This window comes from Pseudoalteromonas translucida KMM 520 (genome assembly GCF_001465295.1).
Taxonomy (GTDB): Bacteria; Pseudomonadota; Gammaproteobacteria; order Enterobacterales; family Alteromonadaceae; genus Pseudoalteromonas; species Pseudoalteromonas translucida.
Map to the genome: position 1 here is coordinate 1,457,569 of NZ_CP011034.1, position 25,565 is coordinate 1,483,133.

25 protein-coding genes and 1 pseudogene are annotated in these 25,565 nt (G+C 39.2%); 13 read left to right on the forward strand and 13 right to left on the reverse strand.

The features are described 5' to 3' along the window. The first annotated feature begins 211 nt into the window (after positions 1–211). The 4 genes from PTRA_RS06935 (at position 212) to PTRA_RS06950 (ending at position 2,689) form a co-directional block, all read left to right on the forward strand. Positions 212–619: a hypothetical protein gene (locus PTRA_RS06935; protein WP_058373209.1), complete on the forward strand. Its 408-nt coding sequence runs from the start codon at positions 212–214 to the stop codon at positions 617–619. 87 nt (positions 620–706) lie between these two features. Beyond that, on the forward strand, positions 707–1,210 hold the full coding sequence (locus PTRA_RS06940) for an Mpo1 family 2-hydroxy fatty acid dioxygenase (RefSeq protein WP_058373210.1): 504 nt from the start codon (positions 707–709) through the stop codon (positions 1,208–1,210). 50 nt (positions 1,211–1,260) lie between these two features. Beyond that, the gene (locus tag PTRA_RS06945; RefSeq protein WP_058373211.1) at positions 1,261–2,052 is read left to right on the forward strand and encodes an SDR family oxidoreductase; all 792 of its coding nucleotides are present in this window, start codon (positions 1,261–1,263) and stop codon (positions 2,050–2,052) included. 43 nt (positions 2,053–2,095) lie between these two features. Further along, the gene (locus tag PTRA_RS06950) at positions 2,096–2,689 is read left to right on the forward strand and encodes a DUF2238 domain-containing protein (RefSeq protein WP_058374543.1); all 594 of its coding nucleotides are present in this window, start codon (positions 2,096–2,098) and stop codon (positions 2,687–2,689) included. Positions 2,690–2,724: 35 nt separating this feature from the next. Here PTRA_RS06950 and PTRA_RS19380 read toward each other — a convergent pair. Together PTRA_RS19380 and PTRA_RS06955 are read right to left on the reverse strand one after the other, a co-directional pair. Continuing rightward, positions 2,725–2,868 (reverse strand): annotated as a pseudogene (locus tag PTRA_RS19380) (IS3 family transposase); the annotation flags it as partial. Between the two features lie 466 nt (positions 2,869–3,334). Continuing rightward, on the reverse strand, positions 3,335–3,514 hold the full coding sequence (locus PTRA_RS06955; RefSeq protein WP_058373212.1) for a DUF6435 family protein: 180 nt from the start codon (positions 3,512–3,514) through the stop codon (positions 3,335–3,337). A 227-nt stretch (positions 3,515–3,741) separates the two neighbouring features. On the opposite strand from PTRA_RS06955, the gene PTRA_RS06960 reads away from it, so the two are divergent. From PTRA_RS06960 to PTRA_RS06970, 3 genes are all read left to right on the forward strand, one after another. Then, positions 3,742–4,785, forward strand: coding sequence for a flavin reductase family protein (locus PTRA_RS06960; protein WP_058373213.1), 1,044 nt, complete (start codon positions 3,742–3,744; stop codon positions 4,783–4,785). Beyond that, positions 4,782–5,834: a fatty acid desaturase family protein gene (locus PTRA_RS06965; protein WP_058373214.1), complete on the forward strand. Its 1,053-nt coding sequence runs from the start codon at positions 4,782–4,784 to the stop codon at positions 5,832–5,834. Before PTRA_RS06960 ends, PTRA_RS06965 begins: the two co-directional genes overlap by 4 nt. 224 nt (positions 5,835–6,058) lie before the next feature. After that, positions 6,059–7,060, forward strand: a complete 1,002-nt coding sequence (locus PTRA_RS06970) for a branched-chain amino acid aminotransferase (protein WP_257720830.1) — start codon at positions 6,059–6,061, stop codon at positions 7,058–7,060. A 110-nt stretch (positions 7,061–7,170) separates the two neighbouring features. Here the strand turns inward: PTRA_RS06970 and PTRA_RS06975 are convergent, their stop codons facing one another. Both PTRA_RS06975 and PTRA_RS06980 read right to left on the reverse strand, forming a co-directional pair. Next, the gene (locus tag PTRA_RS06975) at positions 7,171–9,753 is read right to left on the reverse strand and encodes a TonB-dependent receptor plug domain-containing protein (RefSeq protein WP_058373216.1); all 2,583 of its coding nucleotides are present in this window, start codon (positions 9,751–9,753) and stop codon (positions 7,171–7,173) included. Positions 9,754–9,955: 202 nt separating this feature from the next. Next, complete coding sequence (locus PTRA_RS06980) at positions 9,956–10,264, reverse strand: Mpo1-like protein (protein WP_058373217.1); 309 nt, start codon at positions 10,262–10,264, stop codon at positions 9,956–9,958. 154 nt (positions 10,265–10,418) lie between these two features. Between PTRA_RS06980 and PTRA_RS06985 the strand changes: the two genes are divergently transcribed. Further along, positions 10,419–12,575, forward strand: coding sequence for a prolyl oligopeptidase family serine peptidase (locus tag PTRA_RS06985; protein WP_058373218.1), 2,157 nt, complete (start codon positions 10,419–10,421; stop codon positions 12,573–12,575). An 87-nt stretch (positions 12,576–12,662) separates the two neighbouring features. On the opposite strand, the gene PTRA_RS06990 is transcribed toward PTRA_RS06985, so the two are convergent. Continuing rightward, the gene (locus PTRA_RS06990; protein WP_058373219.1) at positions 12,663–13,955 is read right to left on the reverse strand and encodes an anti-phage deoxyguanosine triphosphatase; all 1,293 of its coding nucleotides are present in this window, start codon (positions 13,953–13,955) and stop codon (positions 12,663–12,665) included. 186 nt (positions 13,956–14,141) lie between these two features. Between PTRA_RS06990 and PTRA_RS06995 the strand changes: the two genes are divergently transcribed. Beyond that, a complete protein-coding gene (locus PTRA_RS06995; protein WP_058373220.1) occupies positions 14,142–14,951 on the forward strand; it encodes a glucosaminidase domain-containing protein in 810 nt (269 codons plus the stop codon). Continuing rightward, complete coding sequence (locus PTRA_RS07000; protein WP_058373221.1) at positions 14,944–15,612, forward strand: DUF2987 domain-containing protein; 669 nt, start codon at positions 14,944–14,946, stop codon at positions 15,610–15,612. Before PTRA_RS06995 ends, PTRA_RS07000 begins: the two co-directional genes overlap by 8 nt. Positions 15,613–15,683: 71 nt before the next feature. On the opposite strand, the gene PTRA_RS07005 is transcribed toward PTRA_RS07000, so the two are convergent. Next, positions 15,684–16,862, reverse strand: a complete 1,179-nt coding sequence (locus PTRA_RS07005; protein WP_058373222.1) for a GGDEF domain-containing protein — start codon at positions 16,860–16,862, stop codon at positions 15,684–15,686. A 140-nt stretch (positions 16,863–17,002) separates the two neighbouring features. Beyond that, on the reverse strand, positions 17,003–17,893 hold the full coding sequence (locus PTRA_RS07010; RefSeq protein WP_058373223.1) for a TIGR01777 family oxidoreductase: 891 nt from the start codon (positions 17,891–17,893) through the stop codon (positions 17,003–17,005). 172 nt (positions 17,894–18,065) lie between these two features. Between PTRA_RS07010 and PTRA_RS07015 the strand changes: the two genes are divergently transcribed. Then, complete coding sequence (locus tag PTRA_RS07015) at positions 18,066–19,106, forward strand: AI-2E family transporter (protein ID WP_058373224.1); 1,041 nt, start codon at positions 18,066–18,068, stop codon at positions 19,104–19,106. Between the two features lie 35 nt (positions 19,107–19,141). On the opposite strand, the gene PTRA_RS07020 is transcribed toward PTRA_RS07015, so the two are convergent. The 6 genes from PTRA_RS07020 to PTRA_RS07045 all read right to left on the reverse strand — a co-directional run bounded on the left by PTRA_RS07020 (position 19,142) and on the right by PTRA_RS07045 (position 23,463). Continuing rightward, positions 19,142–20,236 (reverse strand): flavin monoamine oxidase family protein, encoded by a 1,095-nt coding sequence (locus PTRA_RS07020; RefSeq protein WP_058373225.1) that lies wholly within the window; start codon positions 20,234–20,236, stop codon positions 19,142–19,144. Between the two features lie 101 nt (positions 20,237–20,337). After that, positions 20,338–20,748 carry a hypothetical protein gene (locus PTRA_RS07025; RefSeq protein ID WP_058373226.1) on the reverse strand — a complete coding sequence of 137 codons (411 nt, stop codon included), beginning with the start codon at positions 20,746–20,748 and terminating at the stop codon, positions 20,338–20,340. Next, positions 20,735–22,072, reverse strand: coding sequence for an ATP-binding protein (locus PTRA_RS07030; protein ID WP_011327965.1), 1,338 nt, complete (start codon positions 22,070–22,072; stop codon positions 20,735–20,737). The genes PTRA_RS07025 and PTRA_RS07030 overlap by 14 nt, the downstream gene beginning before the upstream one ends. Beyond that, a complete protein-coding gene (locus PTRA_RS07035) occupies positions 22,066–22,740 on the reverse strand; it encodes a response regulator transcription factor (RefSeq protein ID WP_007375447.1) in 675 nt (224 codons plus the stop codon). The genes PTRA_RS07030 and PTRA_RS07035 overlap by 7 nt, the downstream gene beginning before the upstream one ends. 3 nt (positions 22,741–22,743) lie before the next feature. Then, the gene (locus PTRA_RS07040; RefSeq protein WP_011327966.1) at positions 22,744–23,001 is read right to left on the reverse strand and encodes a PepSY domain-containing protein; all 258 of its coding nucleotides are present in this window, start codon (positions 22,999–23,001) and stop codon (positions 22,744–22,746) included. Positions 23,002–23,160: 159 nt separating this feature from the next. After that, positions 23,161–23,463, reverse strand: coding sequence for a YciI family protein (locus tag PTRA_RS07045; RefSeq protein ID WP_058373227.1), 303 nt, complete (start codon positions 23,461–23,463; stop codon positions 23,161–23,163). Between the two features lie 188 nt (positions 23,464–23,651). Between PTRA_RS07045 and PTRA_RS07050 the strand changes: the two genes are divergently transcribed. Continuing rightward, complete coding sequence (locus PTRA_RS07050) at positions 23,652–25,076, forward strand: sodium-dependent transporter (RefSeq protein ID WP_058373228.1); 1,425 nt, start codon at positions 23,652–23,654, stop codon at positions 25,074–25,076. Positions 25,077–25,273: 197 nt separating this feature from the next. Further along, positions 25,274–25,543 (forward strand): HU family DNA-binding protein, encoded by a 270-nt coding sequence (locus PTRA_RS07055; protein WP_058373229.1) that lies wholly within the window; start codon positions 25,274–25,276, stop codon positions 25,541–25,543. Positions 25,544–25,565: the final 22 nt, after the last annotated feature.

A 25,565-nucleotide genomic window follows, 5' to 3' on the forward strand; every position in this document is an offset into this window, starting at 1 on the left:
AAGCAGTCGTTATGTTGCAATATAACTACTTATAATAGTTATATTGCTATCAATACATAGTTATAAAACACCCTTAATAACTTATTTATTATTTTGGTTTTATTTTAAATAAAGTTAAGTAAGGTTTAAGTTTAGATTTTGTTAGGGCTCTTTTACTTAGTTGGAACCAAAATTGCTGCATAGCTTGTAACACAACAATGGGTTTGAGCTAATGACAACAATAACGTTTAAAAATCAATACAGTAACTATAATTCCCCTAGTGTAAATAAAGCGGCAAGCCCAAGCGAAGTTGCGGCAATTAATCCCCCCATTGATGAAAAAACAAGTGATGTTAAAGGCATAAACTCAGCCCCTAAAGAGCAATCATTTTTAGAAAAAGCCCAAGAAGCGCTTGTTTATCAGCGTTTAGGTGTAAATAAAGACAAAATAGACGAGTTAAAAGCGGCAATAGAGGAGCTGACTAAAGAGTTACAAGCGCAAGGCGCTGATCTTGATGTAATTGCAGATAAAATTAACGAACTTGAAAAAATGCTTGAGCAAGAATACCAACAAGGGCGCGATCGAATGGATATGAAACCTCAGCATGAGCCGGGTAAAATAATTTCTGCACTTGTTTAATTTACATAATATTGAATAGTTTACATTGTTATTGTGCTTACTTTTGCTAAGGTAAAAACTTATAACAAAAATAAACAAGGATTACTAATGAAAACCCTGCAGCAGCAACTAGGTAACTACGGGCTTTATCACCGCTCAAAACGCAATGTACTCACCCACCTGTTAGGCATTCCGCTCATTGTATTTGCCGTATTGTGCTTATTGGCGCGCATTCAGATCCCGTTGGGAGGCCTTGTTATAGATGGTGGACAACTTATTGTATTTGTATCAGTTGTGTACTATTTAATGTTAAGTGTGTCGTTGGGCCTTATTATGGCTGTGCTATTAACTATGTTACTTGTTGGCGCGCAACCTATTGCAGCTATGGCATTTACGCCTTGGTTAACGATTAGTGTAGGACTGTTTGTGTTTGGTTGGATTTTACAGTTTGCTGGCCATTATTTTGAAGGTAAAAAACCCGCGTTTATAGATGATATATCGGGGCTTATTATTGGCCCTTTGTATGTAACCGCAGAGCTATTATTTATGTTGGGCTGTTATAAAAAGCTAGAGCAGCAAGTAACCGATATTGCTGGCCCAACTAAGCTATAAAACAATAACAAACGTGCTGTAACTAAAGCATTAAAATACGGTAAAAATGTATGAATTATAATAATAAAACAGTGTGGATCACCGGCGCGTCATCGGGCATAGGTAAGGAGCTGGCAATACAGTTTGCAGAGCTGGGCGCTAGCGTTATTTTATCGGCGCGTAATGTTGACAAACTGACAGCGCTTAAGGCTGAGCTAAAAGGAGATGGGCATTTAATATTGCCACTCGATTTAGCAAAGCCCGAAGAAGTATTGAGTAAAGTTACCGCGGCAATAAATGAGTTGCCCGCAATCGATATTTTAATTAATAACGGCGGCATATCGCAGCGTAGTTTATTTTTAGAAAACGACTTTAAAGTGTATCGCCAATTAATGGAGGTTAACTATTTTGGTTTAGTGGCGTTAACTAAAGCGGTATTGCCCTCTATGGTTGCAAGAAAAAGTGGCTCGGTTGTGGCTATAAGTAGTGTGGCAGGAAAGGTAGGCTCTAAACTAAGAACCGGTTACTCAGGCACTAAATTTGCAGTGGTGGGGTTTATGGATTGCCTGCGCGCAGAAGTAAAAGAGCATAACATTCATTGTTTAACAATTTGCCCAGGTTTTATAAAAACCGCGATTGCGCACAACTCATTAAACCCGCAAGGTGTTGCACAAAATAAATCTGAGCAAGCTATAGAAAATGGCATGGATGTTAAAGTAGCCGCATCAAAAATGATTAACGCTATTAATAGCAAAAAAGATGAAGTGATTGTTGGCCAAGGCTTAAGTGGTTGGGCTCCTACCATTAAACGCTTTTTTCCGCGTTTATTTAACCGTTTAACAGCAAAAGTTAACTTTAAATAATACTAAAATTTAATAAAGCTATAGTTGAGTATAAAAAGTGATAATAAAATATATATGGCTCGGATTATTTTTTAGCGTGCTGATCTGGTCGGGCATAAACCCAAAAGATCAATTTACTTGGTTTTTAGAAGTGCTACCAGCCATTATTGGTGTGGTAATTATGCTTTGCACCTATAAACACTTTAAGTTAACCCCTATTTTATATTGGTTTATTTTAGCGCATTGTATTGTGTTGATGGTGGGCGGCCATTACACCTATGCTGAAGTACCGTTATTCGATAATTTATTTGGCAGTGAGCGCAATAACTACGACAAAGTAGGGCACTTTTTTCAGGGTTTTGTACCTGCATTACTAGCACGCGAAATTTTACTGCGTAAAAATGTAGTTAATGGCAAAGGGTGGCTCATTACGTTTATTATTTCAATATGCTTAGCCTTTAGTGCTTTTTATGAGTTACTAGAGTGGCGGGTGGCATTGTTGAGCGGCGAAAATGCCGAAGCGTTTTTAGGCACCCAAGGTTATATTTGGGATACCCAATCAGATATGGGATTAGCACTATTAGGGGCTATTTGCTCGCTATTAGTACTTTCTAAAGTACACGACAAGCAGCTAAAAAGCGTTAAAGATTATGGATGAGTTATTATGCCTTTTCTAAGGTGACCTTGTAGTGGTCAATAAAATTTGGCCACAGTTTTAGAATCTTTGTATCTAATCTCAGATTCATTTGGTGCTAAACCTGCATTATAATGATGCGGCCTAACGTTGTTGTAATATCCGTTGATATAATCACTAACGCTATATTTAGCATCTATAAAATTACTATCACCGATTACATATAGGACGAACTCAGAATATAACATCTTATAAATCCCACTTTTAGGGGGGGATCACAACTCAAAACGGAGTGTATTACATTGTTCAATAATTTCACTTAAAAATACCTTTGTAAACAATTGTTTATATAGGGGTATAAAGTAAGTTACTGTTATGCCTAAAACAGCTTTTAATAAGGTTACAGGGAAAAATATAAAAACGGTTTAAACGCGCGGTAGTTGTCGCTTAATAATTTATTTGGTTTTATTGAGTGGGATTTATTTAGTAGTTAAGTTTTTAAGTGATTTTTTTGGGGTAGGGAGGCTGATTAATACTTATTTGCTGCTTTTACTTGAAAGTAATCAGAAAATATCAAAGCGGTATATAAGAGGGTTTGAATTTATGAGTTATTTTACTAAACGCTGCCCGGTGTTTTTAATGCAAAGGGCCGCGTTTAACTATATGCATTTACTTGGCTTTTTTAGCCTCAAGAGTTTCTATTTCACTCCAGATTTTTTCGGCCTCGGCGCTTAACATAGCGTAGCTTTTAATATCGCCCTTACGCTGTGCCTGCATGCCTTGCTCTAATTTTGCGTCGTACTCTCTTCGTAGTTTTTTGCTTGGATCTGATTTAAATATCGAAAACATGCTTACTCTCTTAATTACTTTTAATGTATTTGCTTGATTGAGTATACATACGATGCCGCGTGGAAAATCGATTATTAAAGTATAAATTAGTCCTGCAGCTAAATATTGAATAATTACTCTAACAGGGTTGAAATCACAAAAATTGAGCGTACACTTGTGCGCTGAAAGTTTGGGCGCACACGTGTAAGCCTAAGGTGTTTTGAATCGCAATAGAGAATTAAGTGTTTATGATCACGCAAATATTAGATCAATTTTCAAAATGGTTTTTACACCATCAAAGTTTTGCCAGTTATATAGAGCCAATTATGCAGGTGTTTAAACCAGCATGGCGCGCAGGGCAATATAGAGCGCAAGTAGTTGATACAGTTAGCCTTAATGGCAGTTTTTTAAGTGTGCAACTTAAGCCAAGTAAACAATGGCCTAAGCATACTGCTGGGCAGCATATAAGTTTAACCCTTGAAATTAACGGGCGATTATTAACGCGTGTTTTTACTGTGGCTTCAAGCGCTCAGCAATTTAAAAACACAGGCTTAGTGCGTTTACTAATCAAAACGAATGCACAAGGGCGTTTTACAGCCTTACTAAATAACACCTTAAAAGCGGGTTTGTGGTGCAGTATTTCTGCGCCAAGCGGCGACTTTGTATTTAAAAGCACACATACACCGGCCACTTTTATTGCTGGTGGGTCGGGCATTACTCCCATGCTGGCTATGCTTGATGATTACCTAAGCCAAACAACGCAAAAGGTGTTGTTAGTGTATTACGCAAAAGTAACTGAGCATCAATGTGTTGATGAGTTGGGTGAACTGGCTGCACGGTTTGCGCATTTTTCGTTTTTATTATTAACGCGCGAGCAGGCAAACGACATAACCAGCAATATTAAACCATGGGAAAACCCCGATATTTATTGCTGTGGCCCTGCAGCCTTTATGCAAACGGTGAGTGACTTTGCTAAAAAGCATGATTTAAATTACTACCAAGAGGCATTTGGTTTAGCGTTGCCGCGCTTAAAAGACGACAGCCAATTTAATGTAAAAATTAACAGTGGCGCGCATGTGGTATTGGGCAACGATGTTTTGCTAACTCAGTTTGAAGAAAAAAAGCTACCCGTTAAACGCGGTTGCGGCATTGGTATTTGCCATCAGTGCCAATGTATTAAAAAGTCAGGTGTGGTACGCAATTTAAAAACCGGTGAATTGAGTGATAGCGGCGAGCAGTTAATTCAACTTTGCGTAAGCCAAGCGGTAAGTGATTTGGAGCTACAATTATGAAAACCATTAACTTTGAGCAATTAGAAAAAGAATTAAATGCCATAAAAATGGATACCCTTGGCAAAGTAGGCCAGCAAGATGCAGATTATATTCGCGCTGTTGTACGCAAACAGCGAGTATGTGAATGGAGCGGGCGTATTTTACTTATGCTTGGTTTTATTGTGCCATTACTGTGGGTTGTGGGTGTGCTGTTACTCGCCCTTGCTAAAATTTTAGATAATATGGAAATTGGCCACAATGTAATGCATGGCCAATACGATTGGATGAACGACAAGCAGCTTAATTCACAAAACTATGAATGGGACATAGCCTGCGATGGACAAAGTTGGCACCGCGTGCATAACTTTGAGCACCATACTTATACCAATATTATAGGTAAAGACCGCGATTTTGGTTATGGCTTATTAAGGCTAAGTGACGATTTTAAATGGCGTTTAAAAAACACGTGGCAATTTATAACCTATTTAAATTTAAGTGTGCTGTTTCAATGGGGGGTGTCGTATCACGAACTGGCAGGCGAGCGCGTGTTTATAGGTAAAAAGAAGCCACACCGCGATGGAGCCGTATTGCATAGCACCTTAAAACAGCGCTTTTTTAGTAAAGGCGCGCGCCAATTAATTAAAGATTATGTGATATTTCCGCTACTTGCTGGGCCATTATTTTTGTGGGTATTAGCGGGTAACTTAGTAGCAAATTTAATTCGTAACTTATGGACGTCGACCATTATATTTTGTGGTCACTTTACTGAGCAAACCCACACTTTTAAAGAACAAGACTGTGTAAACGAAAGCCAAGGGCAGTGGTATTACCGCCAAGTATTGGGCTCATCAAATATTAAAGGACCGCGTTGGTTTCATGTATTAACCGGGCATTTGAGTTTTCAAATTGAGCATCACTTGTTTCCAGATATGCCATCGTCGCGTTATCAAGAAGTGGCACCGCAAGTACAAGCAGTATTGCAAAAGCAAGGGATTGCCTACAATACGGGAGGGTTTTTTAGTCAATATGCCTCGGTGTTAAAGCGTATATTTCGGTATTCTTTTAAATAGTGATTAATAAAGTAGCTGTAACGGTAATGCCTGCATTAAATAATCGGTTAGCGTAAAGGCGTTAGCTGATTATTGCATTAAAGTGTTGAAAATGGCTTTTTTGATTAAATAACCATCACTACATGCAAAAAATTCTTCTAATTAATTTAAAAACAGGCCGTTTTGCTATGGTTAAGTAGTAGTTGGTTGTCATACAATGGAGAAAAATAGACCACACAAGAGAGATTAAAATGGCCGCATTTGGTACTGTGTTTATGCCGCAGATGATTCAAGCTCGTTTTTCTGATAATAAATGGAGCGAAAGCTCAATTGTCCCTTCTGATAAGCTTGAACTGCATCCTGGCGCTCACGTTTTACATTATTCAAGCACATGTTTTGAAGGCTTAAAAGCCTTTCGCCATGAAGATGGCTCAGTCTATATTTTTAGAATGGATGCAAACATTGCGCGCATGCAGCAGAGTTCTGAATTGCTTAGTTTACCAAGTGTTGATGGCGAGATGCTAAAAACCATGATTATTGATATTGTGCGCCAATATGCAGATGAAACGCCTTTACCACCGGGCTCTATGTATATTCGCCCAACGCACATAGGAACAGAGGCAGCAATTGGTAAAGCCGCTGCGCCTTCTATGAGCTCATTGCTATATACCTTGTTATCGCCAGTAGGTGATTACTTTAGTGGCGGTGCAACGGCACTGCGCGTATTACTTGAAGAAGATGGTATGCGCTGTTCGCCGCACATGGGCATGATAAAAAGTGGTGGCAACTACGCCAGTGCACTAGGACCAATTTCAGCAGCACGTACTAAGCATCAGGCAGATCAAATTTTATTTTGTCCAGGCGGCGACGTACAAGAAACCGGTGCAGCTAACTTTATTTTAATTGATGGCAACGAAATTATTACTAAAGCGCTCGATAGCACGTTTTTACATGGTGTTACCCGTAATAGTATTTTAACCATAGCTAAAGACTTAGGTATGACGGTAAGCGAGCGTAACTTTAGCGTTACTGAACTTTTAGAGCGCGCAGCTAAACCGGGCACTGAAGCAGCACTTTCGGGTACTGCGGCAGTATTAACACCAGTGGGCACCTTTATTCATAATGATAAAGAATACCAAGTTGGTAACGGCGAAGCTGGCCCAACTACAGCGCGCCTGCGCCAAGCATTGAACGATATTCAATGGGGTAAAACTGCAGATACACACGGTTGGTTAACTAAAATTTAGTTTTTAATTTAACCTATTAAAAAAGCCACCTAATTAACTTTAATTAGGTGGCTTTTGTACTTTTGCTATTTAATTAGCGTTTAGGTTAAATAGCTTTACACCTTAGTGGATTAAAATCTCATTTCTATTTTGCCGTAAACGTAGCGGCCATTAAAACCAAATGGCGAAAAGCTTGAGTACGAAAATAAGCGTGAGAATGTAGTTACGTCATCAACTAGGTCGCGAGTTGGATCTGGGTATACATCAAAAATATTATTAGCACCTAAACTTACCGATACATTGTCAGTTACTGCGTAGGCGACATCTAAGTCGGTGATCCATTTTGGTTTTAAAACTTCGTTACGCTCTGGAATATCCGATGGATCTTGGGTTTCGCCGTAGCGAGTGTTTCGTAGGGTGGCGCGCCAATCATCCATAGTCCATACCGCGCTTAAATTATATTTATTACGCGGGGTACTTACTTCAAAGCGACGTAGTTCGTTACCAGAGAATAAGTTGTCTTGATCAAACCCAGCGCCTTGCAGCTCTGCAGGTGGGGCAATAATGTCGGTTACTTGGTTTTTGCCATAGTTAAAGCCTAAATTAAATGCCACATCGCCGTAGTTATCTGTAATTAGATTATATGAAGCAACCACATCAACACCGCGAGTTTTACTATCAATAGCGTTTAAGAAAAATCGCCCTTGATTAGCCCCCGTACCTTCGAGTAAATCGGCAATAGCGGCGCCAGATAAGTTATTCGACAGTACAATACGGTCATCAATAAGTATTTGATAGTAATCTACCGATAAGCTGAAATTAAAGTCGGTTGACCAAGTAAAGCCTATTCCATAGTTGGTGGCTTCTTCGGCATCTAGACCCGGTGATCCGAGTGCTTTTGCAACGTTACTACTGGGCGCAAAAGTACCAGTTTGTGTGGGTTCACCATCAACAAATACAGTAGCAACTGAAGTAAAATGTTGTTGCTGTAGCGAAGGCGCTCTAAAACCGGTTGATACTGAGGCGCGCAGCGCTAAATCTTCGGTTAGTGTATAACGTGTGGCAATTTTACCGTTTAAGGTATCGCCAAAGTCAGAGTAATCTTCGTAACGTGCTGCAACGGTTAAGTTCCAGTTGTCGGTAATGTAGGCTTCTAAATCTACGTATAAACTTACATTATGGCGGCTGTTATCGCTTGCCGATTCAGGGGTGAAACCAGGGAATACTTGTGAGCCTGCTGAACCAAATGGGCCGTTCACCGGATCGGTTACTGCACCACCTGGGCCAAATGTGCCTTGAGCATAAGAGGCTTCTTCGCCTGCTTGAATTTCGTAGCCTTCGCGGCGGTACTCAGCACCTACAGCAATGTTCAAACCGCTGGCTAAAAAGTCGACATCAACCTCGCGGCTAAAATCAACATTAAGCGTAAGTTGGTCATAAGTAAGTGTACCGGCATCAAAACGTGTTTGGCTACTTGGCCCATACGAAGTATTTAAGCTATCTATTACACCAAATTCAAAGTCATCTAGCCCGTATACGGCAGATACATCGTAATTCCACTCACTCACAAAGCCTTTAACACCCAATGCGAGAGAAAAGTCGTTTATATCTGAGGTGATCACCGGTAAAAAGCCGTCGGGGTAAATTTCTGTGACGTTACGATTATCTTGCGCGCGGCGGTAAAAACCACCACCTTCGCCTTCGCGTTTACTATAAGAGCCAAAAGAATATAGCTCAGCGTTATTTGTTAGCTCATATCCTGCGTTATAAAAAACAGAAAAGTCTTCTACATTACCATTACCAAAATTATGATTGTAGCGATCCCAGGTTAACTCGCGCGGATCGAGTGCGCCATTTACGGAGCCATCATCTAAACGAGCGTAGTTTTCACGTTGGTCGTAGTCAGAGCGATTGGTTGAATGACGATCGCGATATTCGGTAGATATATTTAAAAAACCGTTATCGCCTAGCTCAAATCCCATATTGCCTTGCAGTGTTAACGTTTGGCCATCGGTTAATGAACGGTCGCTCCCTTCGTTAAAGGCTAAATTACCATTGGCATCTTCTGATACCGATTTAAGTTCAGGCACGCCATCCATTTCGGTCATGTTTGCGCCATAGATAGCCGACACAGAACCGCCACTACTGGCACTTTTAAGTACAATATTAATAACACCGGCTATTGCGTCGGAGCCATATTGTGCAGCAGCGCCATCACGTAGTACTTCAATTCTGGCAATCGCATTGGCTGGAATAGCATTTAAATCAACTGATGATGAGCCACGACCCGTTGAGCCATTTAAATTAAGTAGCGCATTACTATGGCGGCGCTTACCATTAACAAGCACTAAGGTGTGATCGGGTGCTAAACCACGCAGTTGAGCCGGGCGTACATGGTCACTACCATCGGTGAGTGATGCTTGCGGAAAGTTAAAGCTAGGCAGTAAGCTACTAAGCAGGGCGTTGGTTTCGGTTTGACCTGAGTTTTTAAGCGAATCGGCACCAATAATATCAATTGGAACTGGGCTGTCCTCTACAGTTCGGCCTAGTCGGCGTGAGCCAATAACACTAATTTGTTCAATATTTGCTTCGGCTTGGGTGTCTTGCTCAGCAGCAGATGCGTACATAGACCCCAGTAATGCCGCCGATACGCTTAGCGCGCATACCGTGAGTGGCGTTGATTTTTGCAGTTTTAATAATAATTTATTATTCATGTTGATTCCCTCATTCAAAAACGCAGTAAATTAGTTCAGTTAAATTTGCAGTAACAATTGAGCTAATTAAAATTACAGCTTTTAACATATACCCAAGCAGCAAAGGCAGTCAATTGAATAACATTCAATAAACATTATGTTTACTTTAAAGTGAGGGATTAATAATAGGAATTTATTATCTAGAGTTTAAGTTAGCTATAACTCACCACTTTATTTTTCCAATGAGCATATCTTTAAACATAACCCAGTCGCCCCACAAACTATAAAAAGGGTGCTTGAAGGTAGCGGGTCTGTTTTTTTCAAAAAAGAAATGCCCAACCCAGGCAAAACCATAGCCAATTACTGGTAACAACCACAATAAACGGTATTGTGATTTAAGTACCGCTACGCCAATAACAAAAAGTACTAAAGTGCTGCCAATAAAGTGTAAGCGTCGGCACGTAATATTGCGGTGCTCTGTTAAGTAGTAGGGGTAAAATGCTTTAAAGCTATTAAATTTAGGGCTGGGCATGTATTGCTCTTATTTATGCTGCGTAATCTTATTAAAGCCTAAATTTACACTTGTTTACAGCGACAAGTGGTATTGAACGTATCTAGGTAGACAAACTTGCTTAAAGTTAATAACTTAGGCCTACTATTAAAAATCAATAATAATGGAACGATAAATGTTTAAACAAACCCTAGCATGTGCTGTTCTTGTAGCACTTAGCGGCTGCTCAGAGCCAACTAATACCGCAACTAATAAAGAAGCTAAAGCACCCATGAGCCAAGCAAATTCAGTAAACTACCCTGTAACTAAAAAGGGTGATGTAGTAGATAACTACTTTGGCGAAACACTGGCCGACCCATATCGCTGGTTAGAAGATGATATGAGCGCAGAGACTGCCAATTGGGTTAAAGCACAAAACAAGGTAACCTTTTCGTATTTAGAGCAAATTCCTTATCGCGATAAGTTAAAGCAGCGTCTTGAAAAGTTAATGAACTACGAAAAAATAGGCGCTCCCTTTACCGAGGGCGATTACACCTACTTTTATAAAAACGATGGCCTGCAAAACCAGTATGTTTTATACCGCAGTAAAGAGGGCGGTGACGTTGAGGTGTTTTTAGATCCAAACAAATTTAGCGACGATGGCACTACGTCTATGTCGGGGCTGTCGTTTTCAAAAGATGGCTCATTACTGGCGTATCAAATATCGGAAGGCGGCAGTGATTGGCGCAAAATTATTATTATAGACACGCAAACTAAAGAGCAAGTGGAACAGGCTTTAGTTGATGTGAAATTTAGTGGTATAGACTGGTTAGGCAACGAGGGTTTTTACTATTCTAGCTACGATAAACCTGAAGGCAGTGAGTTGTCGGCTAAAACCGATCAGCATAAAGTGTACTATCACACCTTAGGATCTGATCAAGCAACCGATAAACTGGTATTTGGTGCAACAGATGAGCAAAAACATCGTTATGTAGGAGCAGATGTAACGCATGATGGCCGTTATTTACTTATTTCGGCTAGTACTTCTACTTCGGGTAATAAGCTATTTATTAAAGACTTAACTCAAAAAAATAGCGAGTTTGTGACTATTGTAGGAAACACCGACTCAGATACATCGGTTATCGATAACGAAGGCAGTAAGCTGTTTTTAGTGACTAACTTAAATGCCCCAAATCAAAAAGTAGTAACGGTAGATGCAGCTGATCCTGGTCCGCAAAACTGGCAAGACTTTATTCCCGAAACCGAAAATGTATTAAAGCTTACTAAAGGCGGCGATACCTTTTTTGCAAACTACATGGTTGATGCTATTTCAAAAGTGAAACAGTACAACAAAAAGGGTGAGCTAATTCGCGATATTACCTTACCGGGTGTAGGCACAGCGGGTGGCTTTAGTGGCAAAAAAGAGCAAACAACGCTGTATTACTCTTTTACCAATTATAAAACCCCAGGAACGACTTATACGTTTGATGTAACTACGGGAGAGTCGGGTGTTTATCGTAAGTCTGGGGTTGATTTTAATAGTGACGATTACACCTCTGAGCAAGTGTTTTATAACTCAAAAGACGGCACTAAAGTACCTATGATAATTACCTACAAAAACGGTATAAAGTTAGATGGTTCAAACCCAACAATTTTATACGGTTATGGTGGGTTTAATATTAGCTTAACGCCAAGCTTTAGCCCAACTACTGCCGCGTGGCTTGAACAAGGCGGCGTGTATGCGGTGGCCAATATTCGCGGTGGTGGTGAGTATGGGAAAGAGTGGCACAATGCAGGCACTAAATTACAAAAACAAAATGTATTTGATGATTTTATTGCCGCAGCTGAGTATTTACAAAGCAAAAAGTACACATCTAAACAGCGTTTAGCTCTACGTGGCGGCTCAAATGGTGGCTTATTGGTAGGCGCAGTTATGACCCAGCGACCTGACTTGTTTCAAGTAGCGCTGCCGGCTGTAGGCGTACTCGATATGCTGCGTTACCATACATTTACTGCAGGCGCAGGCTGGGCGTACGACTATGGAACCAGTGAGCAAAGCAAAGAAATGTTTACTTACATAAAAAACTATTCACCGCTGCATAATGTAAAAGCGGGCATAGAATACCCTGCAACTATGATAACAACAGGGGATCATGACGATAGAGTAGTGCCTTCGCACTCATTTAAATTTGCTGCGGAGTTACAAACTAAACAAGCGGGTACAAATCCTACGCTTATTCGTATTGAAACAAACGCCGGACATGGCGCAGGCACACCAACGAGTAAAATTATTGATTTGTACGCAGATATGTATGGCTTTACTCTTTATAACATGGGAGTTAAGTCACTTTAATTACGACTTTTTCAAAGTGAAGTAACCACAAAAAACCGAGTAAATTAACTTACTCGGTTTTTTTATTAATCGTTTATAAGCCACTCATTATTGAACGGGTGAAAACAGCCGTTGATAGGTTTTATAAGCGTATTCATCACTCATACCACTGAGGTAATCGCAAATAATACGCATATCTTGGTTTTGTTTTTGCGCCTCTATGTACTGAGCTTGCGTAGTTTCGGGTAATAACCGCAGCGGATCGCTGGCAAAAGCGGTAAATAATTCAATCAGTAGGTTTTGCCCTTTAAACTCAATTTGTTGCATTTTAGGATTGCGAATTAAGCGCTGAAACACAAAGTGTTTAAGTATTTGCAGTACACTTTCGTACTGAGTTTCTAGCTTGGCTGTGTATTTTAAAATAGGGCATTCGAACGCTTCGTTTTGCACATCTAAATGAATATGAATGATAAAGGTATTAACCAGTTCGCCTATGGCATCTTTGCGCTCAAAATCATGCTTTGAAAACAGTCGTAAAGTGAGTGATTCGAGCATGTCGTTTAACCAGCTAAAGTTAAGCGCCTGCAGTTGTGGTAATGCATGGGTTTGCCAATCATCAAGAGTGAGTACTTTGGTGGCTATGGCATCTTCTAGGTCGTGTACCGCATAAGCTATATCGTCGGCGTGCTCCATTATGGCGCTATCGAGCGATTTATAGCAGGTTTTAGCGCGGTACTTATCTATTACCGTGTGGTTGCTTAACAAGGTTTTATCGTTTTGACTCAAGGGCTCTATTATCCAATTGAATATAGCCGCATCATCGTTATATAAGCCTTTAGCTGGTCGCCAATCGTCTGCTTTAATAAATGCGCGCTCAGGGTTTGCTTTAGGAATAGTGTGCCAAAGCTCATTTATAAATGCAGGGTATTTTATAAAGCCTAGTAAGGTACGGCGCGTAAGGTTCATACCATGGCCGTCGCTGTATGGTTCAAGCTTGGCAACAATACGCAGCGTTTGCGCGTTGCCTTCAAAACCACCGTGTTCGCGCATCATATAATTAAGTGCAATTTCGCCGCCATGACCAAACGGTGGGTGACCAATATCGTGGGCTAAGCATAGGGTTTCTAGTAATCCGGTTGACGGAAAATGGCTAAAGTCGCTGTGTTGTACTTTTAAATGGCGCAGTATGCCGGTGCCAATTTGCGACACTTCTAAGGAGTGAGTAAGGCGAGTTCGGTAAAAGTCGTTTAAGCCAATACCCATAATTTGGGTTTTAGCTTGCAGACGCCTAAACGCAGCAGCATGAATAATACGAGAGCGATCAACCTGCCACGGTGAGCGATTATCATTAGGGCGATGTTTATATTGTTCTATAATTCGGCTTTGCCACTGTTTGTCCATACTACTGACTCGTAATTAGTTAATAACGTTAGAATATACCCATGAACTATAAATTGCGAGTGCACACGTTGTACGGTATTTACGCAGTTAGTGAAAATTCGCCTTTATAAAGTGGCTTAGGTATAATAACGCTTCGTATGTATGTGCATTACCCATACATAATTTAAAGTTTTATTGAGAGAGTACATGTTAAAAAACATTATAAAGTTTTTATTAGCCGCATTTTTTATTTGGGCACTGGCGTTTCCTTTTTTACAAAGTGACGAGGGTGATTCAGATGAGCAAACAAGTTCAGAGCAATCTACAAAGAAAAAGAAAAAAGAAAAACCGCTGCACAGTGTAACGTTACCAAAGTTTTCTGAGTTTGCGGATGTAAAAGATAAAAAACGGGCATTTTTTAACTTTATTAAACCGCATGTAGAAGCCGAAAATAAAAAGATTTTACAGCAACGCGCTAATTTAGAAATTGCCCGAATGATGCTCGAAAACGACTTACCGTTAGACGAAAAACAAAGCAATGATATTGTTAAAATATTAAAGTCGTACGACCTACCCACCACAGTAGATAGCTTCACGCTTAAACAAGCACTTCGCCGTGTAGACGTGATCCCTAAAGAACTAGCCCTAATGCAAGCTGCTAATGAGTCTGCGTGGGGAACATCGCGATTTGCACGTATTGGCCTGAACTTTTTTGGCCAGTGGTGTTATTCAAAAGGCTGCGGTATGGTCCCTGGTAGACGCGATACCGGTGCTGCACATGAAGTGGCTGCGTTTAAGTCGGTGCGTGCTGCAGTTAATTCTTACTTTAAAAATATAAACACCCATAATGCTTATAAAGAGCTGCGATCTATTCGCGAAAACTTACGTTTAGAACAACAACCCATAGCAGCAACATTATTAACGCAGGGTTTAATGTCGTATTCAGAGCGTGGTGAAGCGTATATAGAAGAGCTAAACACTATGATTAACCAAAATAGAGCCTACTTTGATGAATAAAAGTGTATTAAATATAGTGACAGCACTGTCGTTAACACTACTTAGTGTTACAGCATTAAGTGCCTCTGCTAGAGAGTTTGTAATGTCGTACGATGGCTTTTACGATCGCTTAAAAGTGGTTAATAAAGGTGATTTTCAATATGCGCGAGTTAATTTTTATATTAGCGATATTGGCACTAACGAAGCCTGTGCGATTAAAAGTGGCACAATTTTAACCGAAAATAACGAGTACCCGCTCAATTACACCGAGCAAGCGCAATTATTACTGCCTTTTGATAAGCAACTTGATACAGACAAAGCCGTTATTGTGGTGCAACCGCAAAACCCGATACATGACTGTCAGTTAAAATTACAAATAGAAGCGAATGAACTTGAAGGCTTAAGTTTTACTAAACAGTCGTTATTTACTATACACACTGAACTTGACGAACTGTTGGCTGATTTATCGGGCTTTTTTGTTAGTAAATTAATGTGGTTTTTATTACCAGAACAAAAAGGCGTAGTTGTTACCTTTAAAAAACCAATGCATTTTGATGATGAAAGCATTGAGTGTAAAAAATCAGTGTGCTATTTCGCTGTTGCAGATAATTGGCAAGACGATACTAAAGAATTAGCTGATATTGCAGATGTTATAAAAGTAACACCTTGGATAACTAAATAAATATAATTTTTATAAAAATTACTTAAAGCGGCTTTTGCCGCTTTTTTATTTACCTGAATTCTGGTTAAGTATTATATTGCGGAAGTGTTGGCTTGCGAGAAGAGGGTGTGATCGTATTGGCTAACTACTTTGTCGCGGCCTGTTTCTTTTGCAAGGTATAGGTGTTTGTCGGCGTGTAGTAATAGCTCTTTTAAATTTAGCTGGTTAATAGTGGTACTACTAACACCGGCACTAACAGACAGAGGTATGGGTTGATCATTACAATAAAATGGTTGCTGACGAATATTAACGCTTAATTGCTCTGCCAAGGTATTTGCTTGCTCAAGCGTATAACCATTAAGCAACACAGCAAACTCTTCTCCCCCTATTCGCGCCGTTATGCCAATATTCATAAATAATTGGCTGATATGTTGTGCTATCCATTTTAATGCTTGGTCGCCTACATCATGGCCATATTTATCGTTTACACGCTTAAAAAAATCTATATCTAACATAATTAAAGCAAGGGTATGATTTTTATCGGCTGTATTGGCCTTAATGTTTTTACAGGTAGAGAAAAATCCGCGACGATTTAATAATTGCGTTAACGAATCATTGTTTGCCAAGTTAATAAGCTTAGACTCTGAATTTGCAAAAATAATAAAAGGCAAAACTAAAGCACAGAGTGTGGTAATAAAAAGGTGCGCTATTAATAGTATGTGTAACTGGGGCTTAAAGTCATCATTATTTGAGGTTATAAAGGGTAGCAACAATAAAATTGCTTGTCCTAACATTACTAAGCTATGTGTTACTAAGCCTATTATAAGTAATCGTTGCTGTAATTTAGCAGCGCAGTGTGTTTTTAATAAAATAAAAGCGCCGTATAAAAATAAAACGGCAACCATAAAGCTTGTTAGTATTTGGCTTAAAACATGATTGTATACAAACACGAGTAATAAAGCGCACAAGCCATAAAGGTAAGCTAAAGGCGTTAAGTTTATTACAGCTTTGTTATTAAACTTATTCAAGCCGATTACAAGTAATAGTGGGCTCAGTATAATAAATAAGTTTGCTAGGTAGTGAGTTAGCCAAGGGTGGTTTAGCTGTTCTTTAAAGCTCACAAGTAAAATAGCGGTGGCAAACGAGATACAAGCACCGCCAAATAACAAAAAGCTAGTTGTTTTTTTGTGCAGGTAAAAAGAAATAAACAGTATACCTATCAGTAAGTTAAAAATAAAAGATAGGCTAATTATAGTCGGTAAGTGCAGCATGTTGTAAGTACTCTTAAATATAAAGTGGCAGAGCAATTCGCTGCGTCCGTGTATTATATACTGTTATAAAATTTTAAAAATCGTTGTAAAGCATTGTATTTATAACTAAATAAGAATTTATAAATGCTGAATGACTGTGCTTATACTAAACTCTCTAATGCCGAATTAATATCAGAAAAATGAAATCGGTAGTTATGCTCTAATGCTTTTTGGGGTAAAACATATTGTCCGGTAATGAGCAGATCAGCCATTTCGCCCATTAACAGCTTTAACACAAGCGCTGGCATAGGAATTAGTGCGGGTCGAGATAACGCCTTACCTAAACTTTTACTAAATACTTTACTGCTGACAGGATTTGGTGCCGTTGCGTTAATAGGCCCAGTCATATTTTTATTTTTTATAATAAATAATATTAACTGTGTCATATCGTCAATATGGATCCACGACATACCTTGCTCGCCATTGCCAATAGGGCCGCCCAAACAGAGCTTAAACGCCGGTAGCATTTTGCTCAATGCACCGCCTTTTTTTGCTAATACTATGCCTGTGCGCAGTAAACACACGCGGGTACTAGCTGATTGAGCTGCTAATGCTGCGTTTTCCCAGTCTTTACAAAGCTGGTGGCTAAACTCATCGTGGGGTTTATTATTTTCTTCATCAATTGGGGTAATGCCTTGGCGACCATAAAAACCAACTGCACTGCCTGATATAAACGTATGCGGTGGGGTATTGGATGCAGCGATTGCGGCAGATATTTGTTTTGTTAGCTCAATGCGGCTCTCGCGAATAATCGATTTTTGTTTATCACTCCAGCGCTTATTTACAATGGGCTCACCCGCAAGGTTAATTACTACATCAATATTATTAAAATCAACCGCGTCTATGTTGGTAACTGCATTTATTTTATGCCCTAAAAGTACGTTTGCTTTTGTAGGGTTACGGCTTAGTACAGTAATACTATGATGGTGGGTTAAAAAAGGACAAAGGTGTTGGCCAATTAAGCCAGTAGCTCCAGTAATAAAAATATGCATAACACAGCCTTATTTTTTAAATGCTAGCAAGTGTTTAAAATTTATACTCGCTAGTGCTTGGTTTTGCAAATTTATACGTGTAATGCAGTTTTATGATCACTTAGTAAATATTTCATTTTATTAGCTTTTGCCTTACACTAAAGGCTAATAAAAAATAATAAGGATCATAATATTGGCAAGTTTAACTGGGGTAAATAAAAGCTTAATTATTTTTGCTGCACTGGTTATTGTGCTCGCAGGGATCAAGTCGGCCAGCGCTATTATTATTCCCTTTATTTTAGCGGCGTTTATTGCAATTATTTGCAGCCCGCTAATTAAATTTTTTGCTCGCTATCGTATTCCCAAAGGCATTGCTGTTATTTTTGTGGTGCTTATTATTGTCGGGCTAGGAGTCAGCCTTGGCGGCTTGGTAGGGCAGTCAGTTAATGATTTTTCGCAGCAACTTCCGCAATTTAAAGTTAAATTAAAAGAAGAGTTTGTTTGGCTTGTTGATATAGCGTCGCAGTACAATATTTTAATTAATAAAGATCAAATATTATCTATGTTTGATCCAGGTAAACTGGTTGATGTTGCCACCAATATGCTCACCAGCTTAGGTGGGGTAATGGCGAATATGTTTTTAATTATTTTAACCGTGGTTTTTATGCTATTTGAAGGGCCGTCACTTAATTATAAAATACATTCGGCGCTTAACGATCCTGACAAAAAAATGAAACAAATTAATCGTTTTTTAGACTCAATTAACTCTTATTTAGCCATTAAAACCTTAGTAAGTTTAGGAACGGGTATATTAGCTGCTTCTTTACTGTGGTTTTTAGATGTCGATTATTTTGTATTATGGGGCGTATTAGCCTTTATGTTTAATTACATTCCCAATATAGGTTCAATTATTGCCGCTGTACCTGCAGTATTATTGGCACTTATAACGCAAGGCCCTTTAGTAGCTGGTTTAGTGGGAGCTGGATATTTAGTTATTAATACTGTGATGGGTAATATAGTAGAGCCTAAATTTTTAGGTAAAGGGCTGGGGCTTTCTACCTTAGTGGTGTTTTTGTCTTTGATATTTTGGGGCTGGTTATTAGGCTCTGTAGGTATGTTGCTGTCGGTACCTTTAACTATGATAGTTAAAATAGGGCTTGAAGCAAGTGACGAAGGCCGCTGGGTGGCAACTTTACTAGGTACAGGCGAAGAGCTTACTGATATAGCAAAGTAGTATGTTACTTTGCTGTAAATATTACTTTACGGCTATTAAACTTTTAAAGCATTAATAGCCGTATTTGCTGCGTTAATTGCACCTTCTAAGTATCCTGCCTCTTGCTGCGCAAACTCGCTGCCAACAAAATGAATATTTAAGTTAGCTAACTGTGAGCTTAGCCCCGAGTAGTTAAACTCTGGGTGTTGCGACGGCCCTGTTTTATCATCTTCATTTGTCACATAGGAGTCAGCTGCCCAGTCCTTAATAAAATATCCTGTAGCTGCGTATACTTCATCGCCATAAAAATAAGCAAGTTGTTCTATACACGCTTGTTTTAATTGCTCAGTGGTTACTGTACTGCGCGTTGAGTAAGGTACACCAATAAAGCCAAATAGGGCGGGGTGACCATTATGACTGGCGCTTGCATCGTGAACCTCTACTAATGGCCCAACACGGCTAAAGCATTGCCCAGATAAGTTTTGATCACGCCAAAAAGCATGTTCAAAAGTTGCTATAAATTTAGCTTGGCCTGCCATCCATGTAGGCACTGCAGTTAAGCGATTTATAAGTGTTTGGTTAGCCCAAAGATCAGGGGTTAAGTGTTGAATTATCATACGCGGGGGGAGCGCTGCAATTAGTTGCTTTGCGCTAAATTGCTTAACTTCGCCATTGTGGTTAGCAGTTATATGCCAAGTATTTTGTTGCTTATGTAATTTAACAACGTGATGCTCTGTTAGGATTGAAGCTGGGTTAAGCTGCTCATACAAGGCTTTAATTAAGCTGTACATGCCGCCTGTTAATCTTAGGAGATGCATTTCGCCTGCACCGGCTATTTGTTGCGGCTTTAGCGTTTTCGCTGCCTGATATAACACATCGCCTTGTGTATATTGTGCAAATACAGGTAAGCGTAATAACGAAATAAGTTGTTGAATTTTAGGTTGATGCTCAAAAATCCAAGTAGGGCCTAAATCAAAACTAATAGCACTATTGTGAGTGTCATGTGCTGCTTCAATTCGCCCGCCTAACTGTGGTTTTGCTTCTAATAATAGGTAGGGAATATTGCGTTGCTGTAGCAGGTATGCACTATACAACCCAGCTAAGCCGCCACCAATAATAATAACGGGTTTATTTGTAGTGGGTTTGCTCATAGTAACCTTTATACCTTTGTGGTTTGCATTGTAAGGTGCTGGACTATTTATTAGTATCGCTACTCATGTCGATATTAATAGCGCAGCACTTATTTTAAATATTAAAGAGGCCGCTTTAAGTCTAAAGTAAATTGCTCTACTAGTGATAACTCGCAGGTTTTATAGGTTATTGCGGCACTTAAAGCGTTAGGTAACTTTAATGAGTAGCGCCACTGGCAACTATGCTTAATATAATTTTCGTTACTGGCAATGCTTTTTATAAACAGCTGTAAAATTTGCGTATTGCCAGTTGCAAATTCTAATTTGTTTAACTCAAATTTGCGCTTTTGGATCCAAGTGTTTTGCAGTTGTTTAGCTGTATTTAATTGATCATCAAGGCACTGAATGTAACGCTTAGTAACCTCTGGTGTTGCTTGAGCAGGTAATTTACATGTTTTCTGGGCAAAGCTTACAGAGCTAAAAAATAATAAAACTAAGCTTAATGAATAAATTATAGGGTTACTTTTTTTCATGGTAATTAAACTCTAGCATAAACTTGGCTCCGCCTAATTGCTCAGACTTAGAAATTGTGAGTAATCCACGATACGACTTAACTAAGTCAGATACGATTGCCATACCTACACCATGGCCGCTTTCGTAGGTATCTAAGCGTGTGCCTCTGGTAAGTAGAGATTCGCGTTTGTCTTGTGGTACACCTGGGCCGTCGTCGCTAATACTAATACACAGGGTTTTACCTTGCGCTACTTTAATAGTTACTTGTGAGCGACATGCTTTACAGGCGTTATCAATTAAATTACCGAGTAATTCCATTAGGTCGGTTTTATCACCTAAAAAGTAATCTTTTTTACCTACTTTACAATCGAAAATAATATCTTTATCGCGGTATACTTTACCCATAGCGCTTAAAATAGAGTCTAAAACAGGTTTAATAACGGTTTGTTTTTTCCAAGTGTCGGAAGCACCTGTAGCAGCACGTTTTAATTGATGCTCGATCATCACATTAATGCGATCGAGTTGTTCTTGTGCATCGGCATCATTTGCCAATGGACTAGACTTTAGTACGGCCAATGGTGTTTTAAGTGCGTGGGCTAAGTCGCTTAATGACGCTCTGTAGCGCTCTTTTTGGCGTTGTTGCGACTCAAGTAATAAGTTTAAATCAGCTTTAATTGTTTGTAACTCTACAGGGTATAAACCTTTTATTTCTTGTATATCGCCAGACTCTATCGCTTTAATTTCTTTATCTAGGCGCTGTAGTGGGCGGGCACTCCAAATAAAACCAATAGCCATTAACCCCGCAATTGCTATTCCCATTATAAACATCCAATCAACTAGCGTTTGTTTAAAGCCATCCATAAGCTTTACTAGCGCGTCGTTACGCTTGAGTAAAATAAAGCGTGCTTGCTCAGACTGATCAATATTATTGAGAATAACGGTTAAGCTTAGTTGCCAATAGCTGGTGTTATTATACTCTACACGCCTAAAGTCAGCAGCGCCCGCTTTGGGCTCAATATATTCTGGCGTAAAATTAACATTCACCGCCGACTCAGAATACCAAATAGGTACATCATCGCGGTATATCATTGCGTAGGTATCTGAATTTAAATTATTAAGTTCGGGGGTTAAAATAGTGCTGGGCATAATAATGCCGCGCTCAGTAAAGTCGACTTCAGAAATAAGGGAGTAGAGGTGAGCTTCGAGATTTTTTTCTGTCGCATCAACCAAAGAGGCATAATAAGCGGTGCCTATAGAGTAAAACAAAATAGGCAGGGCGACTAATAAAACAAAGACAAGGATAAATCCTTGCCTTATTTTTAACGATATTTGCGGTGCTACCACTGGCTTTTAAGCCTGTAGCCGCGTCCTCGTAGTGTTTCTACAGGGTTTAATACGCCTTCAGGATCTAATTTTTTACGTAAACGCAGTACAAATACTTCAATTACGTTCGAATCAAGGTCAAAGTCTTGATCGTAAATATGCTCAGTAAGCTCTGATTTAGAAATTACCTTTTGCGGATTAACCATGAGGTATTCTAGTACTTTGTATTCGTATGCAGTTAAGCTTAACTCTTTATCGTCAACCCAGACTTGCTGCGAGCGAGTATGAATTTTAATTGGTCCTGCTGTCATTTCTGGGTTTGCTTTACCTGCGCTGCGGCGAATTAGTGCATTACAACGGGCAATTAGCTCCTCAACATGAAACGGTTTTGTTAGGTAGTCATCTGCACCAGCATCTAAGCCTTCTACTTTGTCTTGCCAACGATCACGCGCTGTTAATATTAAAATAGGAATGGTAATGCCTTGAGCACGGGCTTTATTAATCAGCTCAATCCCGTCTATTTTAGGTAAACCTAAGTCAACCACAGCCATGTCCAGAGGGTACTCGGTGATATGAAAAAGACCCGCTTCACCATCGTGGCATAAGTCTACACTGTAACGTTCTTTTTCTAGAGCATTACGCAGGTTATCTGCTAAGTGTAAATCATCTTCTATAACTAAAATTCGCATCAATCAATCCTTTTTCACTTCGCCAGTTTTTTTATTTATTTTTAAATCTACGACGTGGCCGTCAGATTTTAAAATTCGTACAGTATAAAAATTTATTTTTTCGGTAATTTTTAATGTCGTACCGTCAGTGGTTTCTTTTGCAAGTACTACCGCTTTCTTTTTGCTTATCTCAACACTATTAACCTTGGTTATTGTATTAGCTTGCAGCGTATTAGCAAAACAAATACAAGCGAAAAAGTTGAGGATTAATAATACGCGCATGACGGGACTCCTAGAACAGACCTACTCAGTTTAGTAAACCGAGTTACCAAAATTCAATTAAATACTTAATAAGAATTTTACGGTAACAGTTTAATAATTAACGAGTGAACAAACCCTGAATTTTATAGTGTGATCATTCAGGATTAGGTACATGTGTTATTAAGCAGGGAATACTTTTTTATACGGTTTAACAATTGAGTTTTCATATACACCAGCCGCAACATAAGGGTCGGCTGCTGCCCATTCTCGGGCGGCCTCTAAAGAGTCAAACTGAGCAATTACCAGTGAACCGGTAAAACCAGCATCACTCGGGTCTTCATTATCGATAGCCGGAAGCGGGCCTGCAGTCAGTAAACGGTTTTGCGAATCAAGTTCACTTAAGCGTGCAAGGTGCGCTGGTCGGGCCTCTTTACGCAGTGCTAAGCTGTTTTCAACATCGATTGAATAAATCATGTACAACATAAAGAATCTCATAAAATTTGTTAAATTTAGTTAAGCGTATACTAGCATAGCGTTGAAAAATGGTGAATTAAAAGTGTTTACAGCTTTGTTTACAGTGAGAATATTTTTTTACTGTGTAATTGCTTGAAAAGCGCTGTATAACACTGTTAGAGTCCCATGGATAAGATAAATAATAACAAGGTTTATACATGAGTGAAAATAGAGAGCATTTTAGCTCCCGCCTAGGGTTTATATTAGCAGCGGCGGGCTCTGCTGTGGGCATTGGTAATTTAGTGGGCTTTCCTGTTTCTGCAACAAAAAACGGTGGTGGCGCATTCTTGCTCGTCTATGCCTTGTTTGTCGCATTTATTTGTTTACCCGTAATGATGGCTGAAATGGCCATGGGCCGTAAAGCGCAAAAAGATCCCCTAGGTTCATACAAAATATTGGGCAACAACGATACAAAATGGAAGTTGGCTGGTTTTTTAGCTGTGTTTACTCCTTTTATGATAGCGGTTTTTTATATGGTTATTACCGTATGGATTTTTGGCTATTTAACGCAAACCGCACTTGGTAATTTAGATTCGTTGGCAAACCCTGGACACTTTGGGCTGTTTATTAATAGCTACACTGTATTTGCTTATATGGCAGCTGTGGTACTTGTTGTTAACTTAATTTTGTTAGGTGGCGTAAAGCAAGGAATAGAAAAAGCGGCTAAATTTTTAATGCCGGCATTATTTGTCATGTTAATTGTGTTAGTCGGTTATGTATTAACGCTAGATAACGCGATGGCAGGTGTTAAGTATTATATTATTCCTGATTTTTCTAAAATGAATGCCAGTGTGTTAAATGGTGCGTTAGCGCAAGCATTTTTCTCATTATCGCTAGGTATGGGTATTTTAATGACGTATGCGTCTTATATATCTAAAAAGGACGATATTGTAGGCAGTGCAAAAATGGTCGCGATTACCGACTCATTGGTTGCGTTTGTTGCAGGTTTAATGGTGTTACCGGCTATTTTTAGCTTTGATCCTAATACAGATCCTGCGGCGCTTTCTGATTCATCAGTATCGATGATATTTGTATACCTTCCTAAAATATTGTTAGCACTGCAACATGACATTGGTTACTTTGGTGCATCAGCAGTGGCGTTCTTATTCTTTTTATTAGTATTTTTTGCTGCAATTACATCACTCGTTTCTATTGTAGAAGTACCTACAGCAACATTAAGCGATCGCAAAGGCATAAGCCGTAAAAAAGCATTGGGTATTTTAACCTTAGCCACAGGCGTGCTTACAGTTTTATGTACTATGTCGTTTGGTATGGTAGATAGCTTAACGTCGTTTACTGGTTACGGCGGTCAAAGTAAGAGCTTTTTTGATGTGGTTTACGATGTATTTTACGACACCATCTTACCGTTTAACGGTTTAATGGTGTGTTTATTTGTAATGTACCGCTGGAAAAAAGCAAATTTAAGTAAAGAGTTGAGCATAGGCTCGCCTAATTATGCAGGCAGCTTTATGGAAAAGTATGTTAACTTTTCGCTTTCAACGTTTATTCCAATTATTTTAGCGACTATATTTATAAACACAGTTGCAACTAAGTTTTTTGGATTGAAATTATTTGGTTTTTAAAACTGATTAATATTAATTAAGCCGCGTATTTCGCGGCTTTTTTATGTCTGTAATAAATGTACAGCTAATATCAATTGTATTAACGCTGCAGGGTTGACTTGCGTCCTTGTAAGCCTTAGCCTCCCTGACTTTATTTTATATTATGGTTAAATTCCCACGCTTAACTAATTCATTTTGCGTGTATTTAGGAGCATTCAATGAATAAAGCACAACTAGTTACCGCTATGGCTCAAAAAAGTGAGTTAACTAAAAAAGACGCACAAGCAGCACTTACTAGTTTACAAAAAGTAATTACTAAGTCGCTTGCAGAAGGGGATCAAGTACAAATAAACGGTTTTGGTACTTTTGCATTAAGCTATTACCCTGCACGCACTGGGCGTAATCCACAAACCGGTGCTAGTATTGAAATTGAAGGGGCTAATAAAGCGGTGTTTAAAGCTTCTAAAACGTTAAAAGACCTTCTTTAATTTAATTCCCCGTTAAACACTT

Coding starts and splice junctions, on each gene's coding strand:
- PTRA_RS07025 (WP_058373226.1), bottom strand. CDS start 20,748: ATGAAAAAAAGTAACCCTATAATTTATTCATTAAGCTTAGTTTTATTA.
- PTRA_RS07055 (WP_058373229.1), top strand. CDS start 25,274: ATGAATAAAGCACAACTAGTTACCGCTATGGCTCAAAAAAGTGAGTTA.
- PTRA_RS06990 (WP_058373219.1), bottom strand. CDS start 13,955: ATGGACAAACAGTGGCAAAGCCGAATTATAGAACAATATAAACATCGC.
- PTRA_RS06960 (WP_058373213.1), top strand. CDS start 3,742: ATGATCACGCAAATATTAGATCAATTTTCAAAATGGTTTTTACACCAT.
- PTRA_RS07050 (WP_058373228.1), top strand. CDS start 23,652: ATGAGTGAAAATAGAGAGCATTTTAGCTCCCGCCTAGGGTTTATATTA.
- PTRA_RS06980 (WP_058373217.1), bottom strand. CDS start 10,264: ATGCCCAGCCCTAAATTTAATAGCTTTAAAGCATTTTACCCCTACTAC.
- PTRA_RS06985 (WP_058373218.1), top strand. CDS start 10,419: ATGTTTAAACAAACCCTAGCATGTGCTGTTCTTGTAGCACTTAGCGGC.
- PTRA_RS07020 (WP_058373225.1), bottom strand. CDS start 20,236: ATGAGCAAACCCACTACAAATAAACCCGTTATTATTATTGGTGGCGGC.
- PTRA_RS07000 (WP_058373221.1), top strand. CDS start 14,944: ATGAATAAAAGTGTATTAAATATAGTGACAGCACTGTCGTTAACACTA.
- PTRA_RS07010 (WP_058373223.1), bottom strand. CDS start 17,893: ATGCATATTTTTATTACTGGAGCTACTGGCTTAATTGGCCAACACCTT.
- PTRA_RS06935 (WP_058373209.1), top strand. CDS start 212: ATGACAACAATAACGTTTAAAAATCAATACAGTAACTATAATTCCCCT.
- PTRA_RS06940 (WP_058373210.1), top strand. CDS start 707: ATGAAAACCCTGCAGCAGCAACTAGGTAACTACGGGCTTTATCACCGC.
- PTRA_RS06975 (WP_058373216.1), bottom strand. CDS start 9,753: ATGAATAATAAATTATTATTAAAACTGCAAAAATCAACGCCACTCACG.
- PTRA_RS07005 (WP_058373222.1), bottom strand. CDS start 16,862: ATGCTGCACTTACCGACTATAATTAGCCTATCTTTTATTTTTAACTTA.
- PTRA_RS06955 (WP_058373212.1), bottom strand. CDS start 3,514: ATGTTTTCGATATTTAAATCAGATCCAAGCAAAAAACTACGAAGAGAG.
- PTRA_RS06995 (WP_058373220.1), top strand. CDS start 14,142: ATGTTAAAAAACATTATAAAGTTTTTATTAGCCGCATTTTTTATTTGG.
- PTRA_RS06965 (WP_058373214.1), top strand. CDS start 4,782: ATGAAAACCATTAACTTTGAGCAATTAGAAAAAGAATTAAATGCCATA.
- PTRA_RS06945 (WP_058373211.1), top strand. CDS start 1,261: ATGAATTATAATAATAAAACAGTGTGGATCACCGGCGCGTCATCGGGC.
- PTRA_RS07045 (WP_058373227.1), bottom strand. CDS start 23,463: ATGTTGTACATGATTTATTCAATCGATGTTGAAAACAGCTTAGCACTG.
- PTRA_RS07040 (WP_011327966.1), bottom strand. CDS start 23,001: ATGCGCGTATTATTAATCCTCAACTTTTTCGCTTGTATTTGTTTTGCT.
- PTRA_RS07035 (WP_007375447.1), bottom strand. CDS start 22,740: ATGCGAATTTTAGTTATAGAAGATGATTTACACTTAGCAGATAACCTG.